A 14,689-nucleotide genomic window follows, 5' to 3' on the forward strand; every position below is an offset into this window, starting at 1 on the left:
GTAATTTTACGGTCGGCCTATGTCAAAGATCAAACTCATAGAATGTCCACGGGATGCCATGCAAGGCATAAAGACCTTTATTCCCTCAGCGGAAAAGGCCAGATATATTCAGTCCCTTTTGGGTTGTGGGTTCGATACTATTGACTTTGGCAGTTTTGTCTCCCCCAAAGCCATTCCCCAAATGCAGGATACTGCAGAAGTTTTAGCCCAATTGGACCTTTCCAAGACCAAGAGCAAACTTTTGGCCATAGTGGCCAATGTCAGAGGAGCAGAGGATGCTTGCCAACACGAGACAATTAATTATTTGGGGTTTCCTTTTTCCATTTCTGAAAACTTTCAAATGCGGAATACGCACAAGACCATTGCGCAATCCGTGGAAACTTTGGAAGGCATACTGGAGTTGGCTAACAAGCACAATAAGGAGGTGGTCACCTATATCTCTATGGGATTTGGAAATCCGTATGGAGATCCTTGGGATGTGGACATTGTAGGGGAGTGGACCGAAAAGTTGGCGGACATGGGAACCCAAATTTTATCGCTTTCCGATACCATTGGAAGTTCCACACCAGAGGTCATAGATTATTTGTTTTCCAATCTCATTCCGAAGTACCCCAACATAGAATTTGGAGCCCATTTGCATACTACACCCACCAAATGGCACGAAAAAGTAGATGCCGCTTACAAGGCAGGATGTCGACGGTTTGATGGGGCAGTACAAGGGTTTGGAGGATGCCCCATGGCCAAGGATGAACTTACCGGAAACATGCCCACAGAAAAAATGCTGTCCTACTTTACGGCAACAAAAGCCGATACTGGTGTAAACTGGATGGTATTTGAAGCTGCCTACAACAAGGCTACTGAACTTTTTTCAGCATATCACTAAGTTTTTATAAAAAGACGGGATATAAATGTTAAATATTAAAATTTATTTAAACCAAGTCTAAATAAATTTGTTTGGTTTGAGGGGTAAAAATATATTTGCCGCACAATTACTCAAACAATTATGAAACAGCTCACTATTCTATTGGCACTTTTGTGTGCTACTTTTGCTTTTGCACAAACCAAAACAGATTCCATCCAACTTGATCCACAGAAACAAATCAACGCTGCACAGCGATTGCTTTCTGGCAATTACGCATCCGCGGTAACCGTTGGGGCTTATGGCGAAATGCTATATAATCAGCCCGAGGCCCAAAATGGGGAATTGGACGTACAGCGCTTGGTACTTCTTTTTGGATATCGATTTGATGACCGCACCCAGTTTGTAACGGAAGTTGAATTTGAACACGTAGAGGAAGTCTTTATAGAACAAGCCTTTGTGAACTATAATGCTGCTCCCAACTTAAATATTAGAGGGGGGTTGATGTTGGTGCCCATGGGTATCATCAATGAATTCCATGAACCCACCACTTTTAATGGAACCGAACGCCCGGCTATGGACAATGCCATTGTACCCACTACATGGCGTGAGCTTGGCGTCGGGATAACCGGTAGGTTTAATTCAATTTCATTGGGATACCAAGCCTATATTTTCAACGGATTCAAATCTACGGAAGCTGATGGCGAAGGAGGGGTTGCTGGTAAGTTGAGCGGCTCCAGTGGACTTCGTGGTGGTAGACAAAAAGGAATTCAATCCACCATTGACAGCCCCAACCTTTCCACAAAATTGGATTATTATGGTATCCCGGGCCTTCGATTGGGCTTTTCAACCTACTTTGGTCGTACCCAAGCCGAAGATGATGTGGAGCAGTTTGATGGCGCGGATATTGGCATTGCCATGTTCGGTTTGGATGCGAGATATGCCTACCAAAAATTTACAGCCCGTGGACAGTTTATCCATGCCTCACTTTCAGATACGGACGATTACAACACTTTAACCGGAAGTAATTTGGGAAGTGCCTTGCAAGGATGGTATTTGGAAGGAGCTTATAATGTACTTCCCGTGGGGAACCGCCAAAAATTGTTTGCTTTTTGCAGGTATGAAACCTATGATACCCATGCCAATACTGATGGTACCTTAACAGCAAACGAAGCTTATGATAGAACCGATGTTACCACTGGATTGACCTACCACATTGCGCCAGGGGTTGTGGTCAAGGGCGACTATCAGTTTAGAAGCAATGCAGCAGACGATGCTGATGTGTCAGACCGCCTTAATTTTGGTATAGGAGTTTGGTTCTAAGACACTCTGAATGGTTTCAATAGGGATAAATCACAAAGCTTTATCCCTATTGAGTCTAAATTAATATATTTGGTGTATGAAACTGGGAAAATCAATATCTCTGGTACTTGGCTTTTTTGTGCTGCTCGCATTTTCACTTCCCAAGGAGGTGAACAAAAGGGTCTTGAAAGAGGTTGAAAAGACCTTTGAAGTATCGGATTTTACCTTAGAACCCATTACAGTTTCAGAAGAATTGAATGCCGAGCTCCCGGCTAAGATTTCTGGGGAAAATTTATTCCGCATCCAGGCTGGTCAATCCGTTTTGGGATATGCGTTTGCGGACCAGGCACCCAGCAAGACGGCCGTATTTGATTACTTGGTGCTTTTTGATGAGAATGTAGAGGTCATACATACCAAAGTTTTGGTCTACCGTGAAGAGTATGGCGGTGAGATTGGCAGTAAGCGCTGGTTAAAGCAATTTTTAGGAAAAACCGGCGGAGATCGTGTTGACAGCGACACCAATATCGACGTCATTTCCGGAGCCACCATCTCTGTGAATTCCATGACCAAGGCTATGGATAATCTTTTTCAGACTATCGGGGTACTTCAGCAAAACGGAAAACTGTAATGGAGTACAATGGACTGCTAACCCGTTTTCCTAGCGAAATCCGACTTTTTATCGCAACGTTTGTAATTATTCTTTCAGTAGGATTTTTTACTGGACTGCTGTTCATTAAAGAAACCGAATCCACAACCCCGGCGGGAATAGAAGAAAATTATTTGGGAAATGAAGAAGATGAGGACGCGGAAGTGATGAAATTCAAAAAGGGTGACCGGGAAATGCTCACTATTGTGCACACCCACATCCTTTCCATGTCTATGATCTTCTTTTTGTTGGGTGGATTGGTCTGGATAACCCGTTGCTCCAAAAAATGGAAACTTTTTTTGACGATTGAACCTTTTCTATCCGTCATTTTGACCTTTGGAGGGATTTATTTGATGTGGAAGGGCATTTCATGGTTCAAGTACATTGTCATCTTTTCCGGGATTTTGATGACGCTTACCTTTACCGGTTCAGCTTCTTTGGTGTTGTGGCAATGTGTAAAGCCTAGCAGAAAATAGGCACAGCTTAATTTTCAATGAATCGGTAATCGATATCCTGGTATTCCAAAAATTTAATGTGTGGTTTTTTGAAGGATAATAGGTGCAGTATTTCGTGAACCTCTTCCTTGTTCACCAAGATGATGAAATGCTTCTTTCCTACCGAAATGGGGATTTTCCGTTGTTGTGTCCAATGTTTCAGTTGATTTTCCCAATAGGGGATATCAATTTCATCCACATATTCTTTAAAAGCTTCCAATTCCCATTCATACAATTCAAAACAAAGATTGTTGAAGATCAGTTGAAAGAGTTTGGTTTTATCGCAAAAGGTCAATAAGCCGTTTTTGGATTGACTCAAAATATATAGAGAATTGCACATTAAATCTTGATTTTGCATAAAGATATAAATTATTTAAAATAAGTCTAAATAAAAATAAAATGATTGTGTTTTAATCAGAATAGGGGAAGGAATAGAAATCAATTAAAATAGTGGTATATTTGCACGCAATTAATCCGTAATTGCAATGGAAGCCCACCTAAATAAAATTGTTGGCGAAGGACTTACTTACGACGATGTTCTTCTTGTGCCAGCATATTCCGAAGTACTCCCGAGAGAAGTCAATATTCAGTCCAAATTTACAAGGAACATTACCATTAATGTACCCATTGTTTCTGCGGCTATGGATACCGTTACCGAATCCCGAATGGCCATTGCCATGGCTCGTGAAGGAGGTATTGGGGTGTTGCACAAAAATATGACTGTTGAACAGCAGGCTATGAAAGTCCGAAAGGTAAAACGGGCCGAAAGTGGTATGATCATGGATCCCGTGACCCTTCCGCTGGAATCTACCGTACGTGATGCCAAAGCAAATATGAAAGAGCATAGCATTGGCGGAATTCCGATTGTGGATACCAACAAAAAATTATTGGGAATAGTTACCAACCGTGACCTTCGCTTCGAAAAAAATGATAATAGACCTATAGCTGAGGTAATGACTTCAGAAAATTTGGTCACTGTTGGGGAAGGTACCTCCTTGCAGCAAGCTGAAGTGATTCTTCAGGAAAACAAGATTGAAAAGCTTCCCGTGGTCAATGAAAAGGATGAACTGATTGGGCTTATCACTTTTAGGGATATCACCAAATTGACCCAAAAACCCATTGCCAACAAAGACCAATATGGGCGTTTACGGGTAGCCGCAGCCGTTGGAGTAACCGCAGATGCTGTGGAAAGGGCTGGTGCATTGGTTGCTGCTGGAGTGGATGCCATTATTATTGATACAGCCCACGGACACACCAAAGGTGTGGTTGGTATTTTAAAAGAAGTGAAAAAGAATTACCCAGAGTTGGAAGTGGTGGTGGGTAATATTGCCACAGCCGAAGCTGCCAAATATTTGGTAGAGGCCGGCGCAGATGCCGTCAAGGTCGGAATTGGGCCTGGCTCCATTTGTACCACCCGTGTAGTAGCTGGGGTTGGTTTTCCGCAGTTTTCTGCTGTATTAGAAGTAGCGGCTGCCATAAAAGGAACGGGGGTTCCTGTGATTGCCGATGGAGGAATCCGTTATACCGGGGATATTCCCAAAGCGATTGCCGCCGGAGCCGATACGGTGATGTTGGGTTCCTTGTTGGCCGGGACTAAAGAATCGCCGGGAGAGACCATCATTTATGAAGGCCGAAAATTCAAATCCTACCGTGGAATGGGCTCTGTTGAGGCTATGAAACAAGGGAGTAAGGACCGTTATTTCCAAGATGTGGAGGATGACATCAAAAAATTGGTTCCCGAAGGAATCGTGGGTCGTGTACCGTATAAAGGTGATCTTTACGAAAGTATGCATCAATTTATCGGTGGACTCCGTGCTGGAATGGGCTATTGTGGTGCAAAGGATATTGCCACTTTAAAAGAAAATGGTCGGTTTGTAAAGATTACTTCCAGCGGTATCCATGAAAGTCATCCCCATGATGTCACCATCACTAAGGAAAGTCCAAATTATAGTAGGTAAACTCCTAGTTATAAGTTGTTGGTTGTTAGTTCGATACTTCGTTATATCACACCGCTAAGAGTTTGTGGTGTTTATTTAACTATTGTCACTATAAAATGGAGTACCATCATTGATACTTCGCTTGAAAGTGCGCATAACCCTGAACTCGGAGGACTTATCCCTTTTATTTCTGGTGGCCTTGCATTATTAGCCCTAATTTTGGACTTAGTGCTTTCCCTTACACTAAAACCCAAAATTAATTGGGTTATCCAATCAATTATAGTGTTGATAGGAGTTTTTCTCTATAATTAGGGGAATAGTTGCATGGATTAATTACTTCCCAGCATACGTCTGCCAATCCTTGTCTTTGTAGATATTGTCGCCAAAATAACGGGCAATCTGTAGAAATGGCTCCACTTTTTGGTAACCAGGAACAGGAGAGAGCATATTCAATTGTTCATCCAAAAAGACTACAGTGGGATAGCTCATTTTACCTTGTAGAAGCGCTGCAGCCAATTCATGATAACCACGTCTTCCCGAAGGGACAAACTTGAAGGTTTTTCCTTTGTATTCAATGGGGTCTTTTCCTTCGGCATCCATCTTTACCATATAAAAATTCTCCTGCATGTATTGGGAAACTTCAGGATTTTGGAAGGTATCCTTATCCATTTTTTTGCACCATCCGCACCAATCGGTGTAGACATCAATAAACATTTTCTTAGGCTGTGCATCGGTTTGGGCCAGTTCCACTGCTTCTTCCCAAGAAATCCAATTAATGTCCTGGGCTTGGGCTTGAAATCCTACAAGCAGTAAAAAAAGTAAGCTAATCTGGGTAAAAATTGCGCGCATAGTTCCTTTTTTTAGGACATTGGTCGTCCTATCCATACAAAAATAACGAAAATTGTGCCAGAAAAGTATTTATCCCAAAAACTCCAAAATAAAGATCAGTGCGCCTAAAAATAGACATAGCGGGGAGTAATACCGAGTGTCCAAAGCCGAAAATTTACTGTTCTTCGCCGTTTTAAAAAAACCGATGTATTTAAAATCTCCAAAAGCTCGCAAAATAAAAATGATTCCGATGACCAATGGGATATAGCTTACCCAAGGCTTGTCCACATAAATAAGAACTTTATTGATAAAGACAAAGGCAAAAAATAAGAGTATGAAGCCTACCAAAACCGATACTAGTTTTCCCGGGGATTTTACTTTGGAACTTCCTATTTCCGTAGGCAGCACTGCTTCGGGTTCTTTAATCCCAAAAATGGCCCAATAGAAATGAAGTCCCGCCAAGAAAATAAAAACTATGGAAAGTAATAGGGCTATGATTTCCATCCATCCTATTTTACTTTACTACTTCTTTTTTGGGTACTTCAAACAGTTCTTTCACATCAACTTGATTTCGAAGGATATCATCAAAGGTCTCCCGTTGCCGAATCAAATGGGCCTTGCCGTTGTACCAAAGTACCTCTGCCGGTCTAAACCTTGAATTGTAGTTGCTGGCCATAGTGAAACAGTAAGCACCTGCATTTCTAAAGCACAGGATATCGCCTTCGGAAATTTCATTGATCCTGCGGTTACTGCCAAACGTATCGGTTTCACAGATATACCCTACAACCGAGTAGTACCGTTCCCTTCCTTTGGGATTGGAGAGGTTGATAATCTCATGGTTGGCACCATAAAGCATGGGGCGTATCAAATGGTTGAAACCAGAATCTATACTTGCAAATACCGTGGATGTGGTCTGTTTTACCACATTTACCTTGGCCAAAAAGTGTCCCGCTTGGCTGACCAAAAACTTACCGGGTTCAAAGGCCAATGTCAAGCTTTTGCCATATTCTTCGCAGAATTGGTTGAAGCGGGTGGTCAATTTTTTACCCAGCTCCTCTATGTTGGTCTCAATATCCCCTGTTTTATAGGGAACCTTGAATCCACTACCAAAGTCGATGAATTCCAAATCCTTGAAATTTTTGGCAGTTTCAAACAAGATTTCAGAAGCGTACAGGAACACATCAATATCCAGAATATCACTTCCAGTGTGCATGTGGATACCATTGATGTTCATGTTGGTCAGTTCTACAATGCGCAACAAATGTGGAATCTGGTGTATGCTGATTCCAAATTTGGAATCGATATGCCCCACAGAAATTTTGGAATTTCCTCCAGCCATCACATGCGGATTGATACGAATGCAAACAGGGATATCTGGATGTTTGCTGCCAAACTGCTCCAAAATGGAGAGATTGTCAATATTCACCTGAACACCAAGCGCAGCAGCTTCCTCAATTTCCTCCAAAGAAACCCCGTTGGGTGTGTAAATGATGGATTCCGGTTTAAATCCGGCCATAAGTCCCAACTTCACTTCTTGAATGGAAACGGTGTCCAAACCACTTCCCAAGTGGTTCATCAATCTAAGAATGCTTATGTTTGAAAGCGCTTTGGCGGCATAATTCAAACGCAATTGGGGCACGCCTTCAAAAGCTTTCGTCAATCTTTGGTATTGAGAAGCAATTTTGTCGGCATCATATACGTAGAGTGGAGCTCCAAACTGCTCCGTAAGTTTTAAAAGGTCTTTGGAGTTCATTATGTTCAGTCTTTCGAGCAAATCTACAGGAACTACGCGGGTTCTACAAGAATAAAAAACAAAATCATTTATTTGTAACAAATTGTTTTAAAACCAACAATTAAAAACAAAGGTACTTGCTCTTTTGCATTTGGGATTGTACATTTAGGCAAACTTCAACAATGAAATTACCGCTATTTCCCTTGCAATCGGTTTTTTATCCGGGAGAAACCGTCCCTCTTCATATTTTTGAGGAGCGCTACAAACAGTTGATTAATGATTGTAGGAAAGAGGCCATCACCTTTGGAATTCCTGTTTTTATCAACGATGCTATGCTTTATGGAACTGAAGTACAGTTGGTTGAGGTGGTCAATACCTATAAAAACGGTGAAATGGATGTGGTCTGTGTGGGGCGACAAGTATTTAAGGTGCTTTCGTTTGAACGCCAATTGAAGGGTAAGTTATATTCTGGCGGTGAGGTGGAGTTTATAGATGTCGAGAATGATGCGGATGAAGACCTTCGGGATGAAGTGCTGCAAAAAGTTGAGGTATTGTACGATCTTATGGATGTGCCCTTCACCAAAACGTCCCCAAAACAGTTCAACAGCTACGCTTTGGCTCATAAGATGGGACTTTCTTTTGAGCAGGAGTACGAATTGCTTCAGATTCCCAAAGAGAAAGATCGTTTGTTATATATCAAAGAACATTTAGATTCCACAACCTCACTTCTGAGTCAGGTGAACCGGACAAAAGCTGTCATTGAAATGAACGGTCACTTTAAAAATTTTGACCCTTTGGACTTTGAGGATTTTAAAATATAGCGAGAGATTTGTTACGAATGGTACGCGTATTGTGTCAGGAGGCCTTTGGGAAGGCAATTAATCCCTTTTCACCTAGAATTTGTCGATGGGGTTTTCTATTTTTGTCGGCAAACAAAAGTTAATTCACAGATGAACCTTCACGAATATCAAGGAAAAGAAATTTTGGCCAGCTTTGGGGTTAGGATCCAACGTGGAATCGTGGCTCGAAATGCTAAGGAAGCGGTTGATGCCGCCAAACAATTGACACAAGAAACCGGAACAGGTTGGCACGTTATAAAGGCGCAGGTACATGCGGGTGGCCGAGGTAAAGGTGGCGGTGTAAAATTGGCCAAAAACTTGAAAGAAGTTGAAGAGTTGGCAGGGAATATCATCGGAATGAACCTGATTACCCCACAAACATCTGCAGAAGGTAAAAAAGTGCACCAAGTATTGGTGGCTGAGGATGTATACTATCCTGGCGATAGTGAAACGAACGAGTTTTACATGTCTGTTTTGTTGAATAGGGGAACTGGAAGAAACATGGTGATGTACTCCACCGAAGGTGGAATGGACATTGAGGAAGTGGCTGAAAAGACCCCGCATCTGATTTTTACCGAAGAAATTGATCCAGGAACTGGGCTTTTACCTTTTCAGGCAAGACGTATCGCCTTTAACTTGGGATTGTCCGGTACTGCATTTAAGGAGATGGTAAAATTTGTTTCTGCTCTGTATAAAGCATACGAAGAAAGTGATGCCAGTCTTTTTGAAATTAATCCTGTATTGAAAACCTCTGATGATAAGATTATGGCCGTGGATGCGAAGGTGTCCATTGACGATAATGCCCTTTACCGAAGAAAGACCTATGCCGAAATGCGCGACCTTCGCGAAGAAAACCCAATTGAGGTTGAAGCCCGTGAGGTTGGATTGAACTATGTGGACTTGGATGGAAACGTAGGTTGTATGGTAAACGGTGCTGGATTGGCCATGGCTACTATGGATTTGATCAAGATGGCGGGTGGTGAACCAGCAAACTTTTTGGATGTGGGAGGTACTGCAGATGCCAAAAGGGTGGAGGAAGCTTTCCGAATCATTCTAAAGGACCCCAATGTAAAAGCGATATTGATTAATATCTTTGGAGGTATTGTACGTTGTGACCGTGTGGCGCAAGGTGTTGTGGATGCTTATAAAAATATGGGCGATGCCATTAAGGTGCCAATTATTGTTCGTCTTCAAGGGACCAATGCCGAGTTGGCCAAAGAAATTATTGACAATTCTGGATTGGCGGTGCATTCTGCTGTTCAGTTCCAGGAAGCTGCCGACAAAGTAAAAGAGGTTTTGAGCTAATAAGCCTTACAATCTATACTAACAAAGGGCGATATATTTATGTCGCTCTTTTTTTATTTTAAAATAGCCTTGTTGGGATAGGGTTGATAAATTCAGGGCTTCTCGATGTACTAAAATGGGTTGTTTTGGAGTTATCTATACAGAAGAAGTTACATCAAAACCAAACCCATGGGCACTTACGAGGAAAAATTGAGCATTCTTTCGGAAATGATTGCCTTTGCCAGGGTGGATCATTCCCTGAAGGAATCGGAATATGGTTTTTTGCTCAAGGTAGCTTCAAACTTAGGCATTGATAGGGAAACTTTTGAAGGTCTTTTAAAAGAAAAATCCCCAAAAGTGATATTAAAATCCCAAGCCGAGCGAATCGTCCAGTTTCATAGATTGTTATTGTTGATGAATGTAGACCAACACCAACATAAGAAAGAAGTGGACACGCTGTATAACATTGGCCTTAGAATGGGACTCCCGCCCGCTGCAATAAGTCAAGTCCTACAGGTTATGCACAATTATCCCAACAATGTCATTCCGCCGAGTGTGTTGATCAATATCTTCAAGGCACACTACAATTAATGTCATTTTGACATAATATTTTGTTAAAAACATGTCACATCGACATGATTTCTGTGTTGGTACATGATTTGTCTATATGTTGGTGATTTAGAAGTTTAACCTTATAAAAAATAAATCGCCATGAGTTTAGTAAAAAGAAACAACCTGTTTTTTCCATCCTTGATGAATGATTTTATGGGACCAGATTGGTTCGGTGGAACAGATAAGTGGAATACTTCTGTTCCCGCAGTAAATATTAAGGACAATGAAGAAAATTTTGAACTGGAACTAGCTGTTCCTGGAGTAAAGAAAGATGATTTCACTGTAGAAATGGACAATGATATCTTGACCATTTCCAGCGAAGTCAAATCTGAAAATGAAGAGAACAGGGACAATTATACCAGAAAAGAGTTCTCATATTCTTCCTTTAAAAGGGCCTTTACATTGCCCGAAACCGTAGATGGTTCTAAAATTGATGCCAAGTACGAAGATGGAATATTGAAATTAACCTTGCCTAAAAGGCAAGAGGCATTACCAAAACCAAAACGATTGATTTCAATCGGATAAAAAATTGAAGAGGACACCAACTTAGGTGTTTCATGATGGTTGATTAGTTGGTTAGTTTGTTTGCGCGCTCCCTCAGCAATGTAGGAGCGCGCTTTCGTTTTAGTCCATGGGTTCGGTCAACACAGCCAAACAGGACATAATGCCCTCCAGATAATTTCCAATCCTAAGATTTTCATTTGGCGCATGGATACTGTTATCTGGATTGGGAATGCGAAGAGCGACAGCAGGCACACCGAGCGTATTGATAAAGGGACCTATGGGTTGAGATCCCCCCGTGGTTCGCATGTTGACAAATCTGTCATCAAAAAGTCGGGTCATGGCACGATTCAACATGTGGCCCATGGAAGAGTCAAAATTGGTGCGAAAGGGTTTGGATCCCAGTTTGTAGGTAAATGAAGCCAATTTTGGGTATGTTGCACGCTCCTCGTCAGTTGGAATGGAGTCCACCAGATGAAATCCATTGTCCATAATGTATTGTTTTAGCGACTCCATCAATCGCTTTCCGTCGGATTCTGGGACTAATCGCATATCAATCTCAGCAACTACTTCAGAAGGTATAATCGTTCGGACCTCTTTGCCAACCCAAGCGGCCTTTAGCCCCCGAATGTTCAAAGAAGGATATTGCAGAGCTTCTTGGTACGTTTCTCCAACTTTATCAGGCTGGGAAATGCCAAGTCCGGTTTTTATTTCATTTAAGTCTTCTGGAACTTGGTTGAGTTTCTCTTTTTCTGTTTCTGTCAACTCAATTCCATCATAGAATCCTGGAATTTGAACTAGGCCTTCTTCATTTTTAAGAGAACCCAAAAAGCGCGAAGCCTCAAAAACTGGATTAGGGGAGAAATTCCCGTATTGACCGCTGTGCAGGGAACGTTTTGCACCGAAAACAGTCAAAGTGGCTGTAGCAATTCCTCTTGCCCCATAGGTTAGTGTTGGCCAATTGGAGAGATGACGGGTTCCATCCATGATGAGGATGCCATCTGCAGAGAGCAGGTCTCCAAATTTTTTAACCACCTCCGGTAGGTCAGGAGAACCCAATTCTTCCTGAAAATCCATAATGACCTTGATGTTGTACTCTGGGGTTTCGCCCATCTCTGTCAATATCTGTAATCCAGAAATAAAAGCCATGGCAGGCCCTTTGGAGTCCGATGCGGATCGGGCAAAAATCCGCCAATCCAGATCCAATGGCATTTTATGGGCCTCGTATGATATGATTTCCCATTCACCATCTTTGTTTTCTTGCTTTAAAACAGGAAGGTAAGGACTTGGTTGATACCACTCCGTAGAATCCACTGGTTGTCCATCAATCTGCAAATAAAATAAGAGGGTTTTCGTGTTTTTTGGATACCTCTTTTCAGCAAAAAGCAAGGGAGCTCCATTGGTTTCCAAACGTTGGATTTTGAAACCCATTTCCGAAAAAATAATGGTACAGCGCTCTAAATTGGCCTCAATTTGATCGGGATAGTTTCCATCATTGGGGATTTTTAGAAACTCCATCAGATTTTCAACAGCATTGGGCAATGCTTTTTTGGAGGCAGTTTCAATTTGCTCCTTCGTCAACTTTTGAGCATGGATGCCCATGACCATCAAAAGATTGAATAAGATGGTCAGAAAAAAGGTGTGGCCAAATGATTTCATGATTCTTGCAGTGATTTTATTTCATCGCGTAGTTTGGCTGCTTCCATAAAATTAAGTTCTTTGGCTGCTTTCTCCATGGCTTTTCGTTTCTCCCGAATCAGTTTTTCCTTTTGGTCTTCGGTAAGATATTCCAAATCAGGTTCAGCGGCACGAAGTTCCTCTTTTTGAAAGTGATACGTTGAAACCGAATTCTTGGCCAGCGCATTATCCAAATTTTTATTCAGTGCTTTTGGCGTGATATTGTTCGCCAAGTTATAGTCCATTTGTTTTTCCCTGCGGTAGTTGGTTTCGTCAATGGTCTTTTGCATGCTTTCTGTGATGGTATCGGCATACATAATGGCCTTTCCATTCAAATTACGTGCAGCACGACCCACAGTTTGGGTCAAGGAACGGTTACTCCGTAAAAAACCCTCTTTGTCGGCATCCAAAATGGCCACTAGTGAAACCTCAGGCAAATCCAATCCTTCCCGTAACAGGTTTACACCAATCAAGACATCAAATAAACCTTTTCGCAGATCTTGCATGATCTCCACCCGCTCCAACGTATCCACATCACTATGAATGTAACGGCAACGCACATCAATTCGAGCCAAATATTTGGCAAGTTCCTCGGCCATTCGTTTAGTCAAAGTGGTTACCAGCGTCCGTTCATCCAGTTCCACCCGTTGCTGGATTTCCTCCACCAAATCATCAATCTGATTGGCACTTGGCCGTACCTCAATGACAGGGTCCAAAAGTCCTGTTGGGCGAATTACCTGCTCCACATACACCCCTTGGCTCAGTTCCAATTCGTAATCCGCAGGTGTGGCACTAACGTAAATCACCTGATTTTGCAAGGTTTCAAACTCTTCAAATTTAAGTGGTCGGTTGTCCATGGCCGCGGGAAGTCGGAACCCATATTCTACCAAATTTTCCTTTCTGGAACGATCCCCACCGTACATGGCATGTACCTGAGGGATGGTTACGTGGCTCTCGTCAATTATCATCAAATAGTCATCGGGAAAATAATCCAATAAGCAGAAGGGTCGTGTTCCTGGTTCCCGACCGTCCAAATAGCGGGAATAGTTTTCAATTCCGGAACAATAGCCCAGTTCGCGGATCATTTCCAAATCAAAATTGGTGCGCTCTTCCAAGCGTTTGGCTTCCAGAGGTCGACCTATTTCCTTAAAGTAATCCACTTGTTTCACCAAATCATCCTGGATTTGTCGGATCGCATTCTGGAGGATATCCGGTGAGGTCACGAACATATTGGCAGGGTAGATGTTCAGTGAATCGTAAATTTCGATTACCTTATTGTTGAAGGGGTCCAGTGCTTCAATTTCCTCAATTTCATCTCCGAAAAAGTGAATGCGAAAGGCATGGTCAGCATAACCTGGAAACACATCCACCACATCACCTTTTACTCTAAAATTTCCATTTCTGAAATCCGCAGTGGTTCTCGAATATAGACTTTGCACCAATTGTTTTAGGAATTTGGTGCGTGAAATCACCTGATCCCTATGGATGGAAATCACGTTCTTTTGAAATTCAATCGGGTTTCCAATACCATACAAGCAAGAAACCGAAGCGACCACCAGCACATCCCTTCGACCTGAAAGTAGCGAAGAAGTGGCACTCAATCGTAGTTTTTCAATATCCTCGTTGATGGAGAGGTCTTTTTCTATATACAACCCACTGGTGGGAATGTAGGCTTCGGGCTGGTAGTAATCATAATAGGAAACAAAATATTCCACGGCATTCTTGGGAAAAAACTGTTTGAACTCCGAATACAACTGGGCCGCCAACGTCTTGTTGTGGGCCAACACCAAAGTGGGCCGTTGCACGGATTCCACCACATTGGCCACGGTAAATGTTTTTCCCGAACCCGTTACTCCGAGCAGGGTTTGGTGGGGATCTCCCGCTTCAATCCCGCCCACTAATTGTTTGATGGCCCCTGGCTGGTCACCTGTCGGTTTGAACTCTGATACTACCTGAAACTTCATCTGATAAAAATAGT

At 42.3% G+C, this 14,689-nt stretch carries 15 protein-coding genes; 9 read left to right on the forward strand and 6 right to left on the reverse strand.

The genetic code is table 11. The annotated features are described in order from the left end of the window. Nucleotides 1-19: 19 nt before the first annotated feature. The 4 genes from J0X14_RS06795 to J0X14_RS06810 all read left to right on the forward strand — a co-directional run bounded on the left by J0X14_RS06795 (nt 20) and on the right by J0X14_RS06810 (nt 3,283). Nucleotides 20-883: a hydroxymethylglutaryl-CoA lyase gene (locus tag J0X14_RS06795; RefSeq protein ID WP_207097014.1), complete on the forward strand. Its 864-nt coding sequence runs from the start codon at nt 20-22 to the stop codon at nt 881-883. Nucleotides 884-1,003: 120 nt separating this feature from the next. Next, complete coding sequence (locus tag J0X14_RS06800) at nt 1,004-2,182, forward strand: hypothetical protein (protein WP_207097015.1); 1,179 nt, start codon at nt 1,004-1,006, stop codon at nt 2,180-2,182. Nucleotides 2,183-2,258: 76 nt separating this feature from the next. Continuing rightward, complete coding sequence (locus tag J0X14_RS06805) at nt 2,259-2,789, forward strand: FMN-binding protein (protein WP_207097016.1); 531 nt, start codon at nt 2,259-2,261, stop codon at nt 2,787-2,789. Next, complete coding sequence (locus tag J0X14_RS06810; RefSeq protein WP_207097017.1) at nt 2,789-3,283, forward strand: hypothetical protein; 495 nt, start codon at nt 2,789-2,791, stop codon at nt 3,281-3,283. Before J0X14_RS06805 ends, J0X14_RS06810 begins: the two co-directional genes overlap by 1 nt. Before the next feature lie 7 nt (nt 3,284-3,290). Here J0X14_RS06810 and J0X14_RS06815 read toward each other — a convergent pair whose 3' ends face one another. Continuing rightward, entirely contained in the window at nt 3,291-3,641 is a 351-nt protein-coding gene (locus J0X14_RS06815) for a DUF6686 family protein (RefSeq protein ID WP_242527944.1), read from the reverse strand. Between the two features lie 145 nt (nt 3,642-3,786). Here J0X14_RS06815 and guaB point away from each other — a divergent pair, with 145 nt between their 5' ends. Continuing rightward, nucleotides 3,787-5,259: an IMP dehydrogenase gene (gene guaB / locus J0X14_RS06820; protein ID WP_207097019.1), complete on the forward strand. Its 1,473-nt coding sequence runs from the start codon at nt 3,787-3,789 to the stop codon at nt 5,257-5,259. A 312-nt stretch (nt 5,260-5,571) separates the two neighbouring features. On the opposite strand, the gene J0X14_RS06825 is transcribed toward guaB, so the two are convergent. The 3 genes from J0X14_RS06825 to lysA form a co-directional block, all read right to left on the reverse strand. Beyond that, entirely contained in the window at nt 5,572-6,087 is a 516-nt protein-coding gene (locus J0X14_RS06825; protein ID WP_207097020.1) for a thioredoxin family protein, read from the reverse strand. 69 nt (nt 6,088-6,156) lie between these two features. Continuing rightward, a complete protein-coding gene (locus J0X14_RS06830) occupies nt 6,157-6,570 on the reverse strand; it encodes a DUF3995 domain-containing protein (protein WP_207097021.1) in 414 nt (137 codons plus the stop codon). Between the two features lie 10 nt (nt 6,571-6,580). Then, nucleotides 6,581-7,819: a diaminopimelate decarboxylase gene (gene lysA / locus J0X14_RS06835; RefSeq protein WP_207097022.1), complete on the reverse strand. Its 1,239-nt coding sequence runs from the start codon at nt 7,817-7,819 to the stop codon at nt 6,581-6,583. Between the two features lie 161 nt (nt 7,820-7,980). On the opposite strand from lysA, the gene J0X14_RS06840 reads away from it, so the two are divergent. The 4 genes from J0X14_RS06840 (at nt 7,981) to J0X14_RS06855 (ending at nt 11,058) form a co-directional block, all read left to right on the forward strand. Next, nucleotides 7,981-8,619: an LON peptidase substrate-binding domain-containing protein gene (locus J0X14_RS06840; protein ID WP_207097023.1), complete on the forward strand. Its 639-nt coding sequence runs from the start codon at nt 7,981-7,983 to the stop codon at nt 8,617-8,619. 129 nt (nt 8,620-8,748) lie between these two features. Continuing rightward, entirely contained in the window at nt 8,749-9,942 is a 1,194-nt protein-coding gene (gene sucC, locus J0X14_RS06845; RefSeq protein ID WP_207097024.1) for an ADP-forming succinate--CoA ligase subunit beta, read from the forward strand. 168 nt (nt 9,943-10,110) lie between these two features. Continuing rightward, entirely contained in the window at nt 10,111-10,512 is a 402-nt protein-coding gene (locus tag J0X14_RS06850) for a TerB family tellurite resistance protein (protein WP_207097025.1), read from the forward strand. A 120-nt stretch (nt 10,513-10,632) separates the two neighbouring features. Then, nucleotides 10,633-11,058, forward strand: a complete 426-nt coding sequence (locus J0X14_RS06855; RefSeq protein ID WP_207097026.1) for an Hsp20/alpha crystallin family protein — start codon at nt 10,633-10,635, stop codon at nt 11,056-11,058. A 99-nt stretch (nt 11,059-11,157) separates the two neighbouring features. Here J0X14_RS06855 and J0X14_RS06860 read toward each other — a convergent pair whose 3' ends face one another. Continuing rightward, nucleotides 11,158-12,693, reverse strand: coding sequence for a M20/M25/M40 family metallo-hydrolase (locus J0X14_RS06860; RefSeq protein ID WP_207097027.1), 1,536 nt, complete (start codon nt 12,691-12,693; stop codon nt 11,158-11,160). Then, on the reverse strand, nt 12,690-14,675 hold the full coding sequence (uvrB, locus tag J0X14_RS06865) for an excinuclease ABC subunit UvrB (protein WP_207097028.1): 1,986 nt from the start codon (nt 14,673-14,675) through the stop codon (nt 12,690-12,692). Before uvrB ends, J0X14_RS06860 begins: the two co-directional genes overlap by 4 nt. Nucleotides 14,676-14,689 lie beyond the last annotated feature (14 nt).

Origin of the sequence: Allomuricauda sp. CAU 1633, assembly GCF_017313225.1 — a bacterium.
Classification (GTDB): Bacteria; Bacteroidota; Bacteroidia; order Flavobacteriales; family Flavobacteriaceae; genus Flagellimonas.

Bases quoted from the DNA above. Each gene is read 5' to 3' on its own strand.
- J0X14_RS06815 (WP_242527944.1), bottom strand. From the start codon at position 3,641: ATGTGCAATTCTCTATATATTTTGAGTCAATCCAAAAACGGCTTATTG.
- J0X14_RS06860 (WP_207097027.1), bottom strand. From the start codon at position 12,693: ATGAAATCATTTGGCCACACCTTTTTTCTGACCATCTTATTCAATCTT.
- J0X14_RS06855 (WP_207097026.1), top strand. From the start codon at position 10,633: ATGAGTTTAGTAAAAAGAAACAACCTGTTTTTTCCATCCTTGATGAAT.
- lysA (WP_207097022.1), bottom strand. From the start codon at position 7,819: ATGAACTCCAAAGACCTTTTAAAACTTACGGAGCAGTTTGGAGCTCCA.
- J0X14_RS06840 (WP_207097023.1), top strand. From the start codon at position 7,981: ATGAAATTACCGCTATTTCCCTTGCAATCGGTTTTTTATCCGGGAGAA.
- guaB (WP_207097019.1), top strand. From the start codon at position 3,787: ATGGAAGCCCACCTAAATAAAATTGTTGGCGAAGGACTTACTTACGAC.
- J0X14_RS06825 (WP_207097020.1), bottom strand. From the start codon at position 6,087: ATGCGCGCAATTTTTACCCAGATTAGCTTACTTTTTTTACTGCTTGTA.
- J0X14_RS06850 (WP_207097025.1), top strand. From the start codon at position 10,111: ATGGGCACTTACGAGGAAAAATTGAGCATTCTTTCGGAAATGATTGCC.
- J0X14_RS06800 (WP_207097015.1), top strand. From the start codon at position 1,004: ATGAAACAGCTCACTATTCTATTGGCACTTTTGTGTGCTACTTTTGCT.
- J0X14_RS06805 (WP_207097016.1), top strand. From the start codon at position 2,259: ATGAAACTGGGAAAATCAATATCTCTGGTACTTGGCTTTTTTGTGCTG.
- J0X14_RS06830 (WP_207097021.1), bottom strand. From the start codon at position 6,570: ATGGAAATCATAGCCCTATTACTTTCCATAGTTTTTATTTTCTTGGCG.
- uvrB (WP_207097028.1), bottom strand. From the start codon at position 14,675: ATGAAGTTTCAGGTAGTATCAGAGTTCAAACCGACAGGTGACCAGCCA.
- J0X14_RS06810 (WP_207097017.1), top strand. From the start codon at position 2,789: ATGGAGTACAATGGACTGCTAACCCGTTTTCCTAGCGAAATCCGACTT.
- J0X14_RS06795 (WP_207097014.1), top strand. From the start codon at position 20: ATGTCAAAGATCAAACTCATAGAATGTCCACGGGATGCCATGCAAGGC.
- sucC (WP_207097024.1), top strand. From the start codon at position 8,749: ATGAACCTTCACGAATATCAAGGAAAAGAAATTTTGGCCAGCTTTGGG.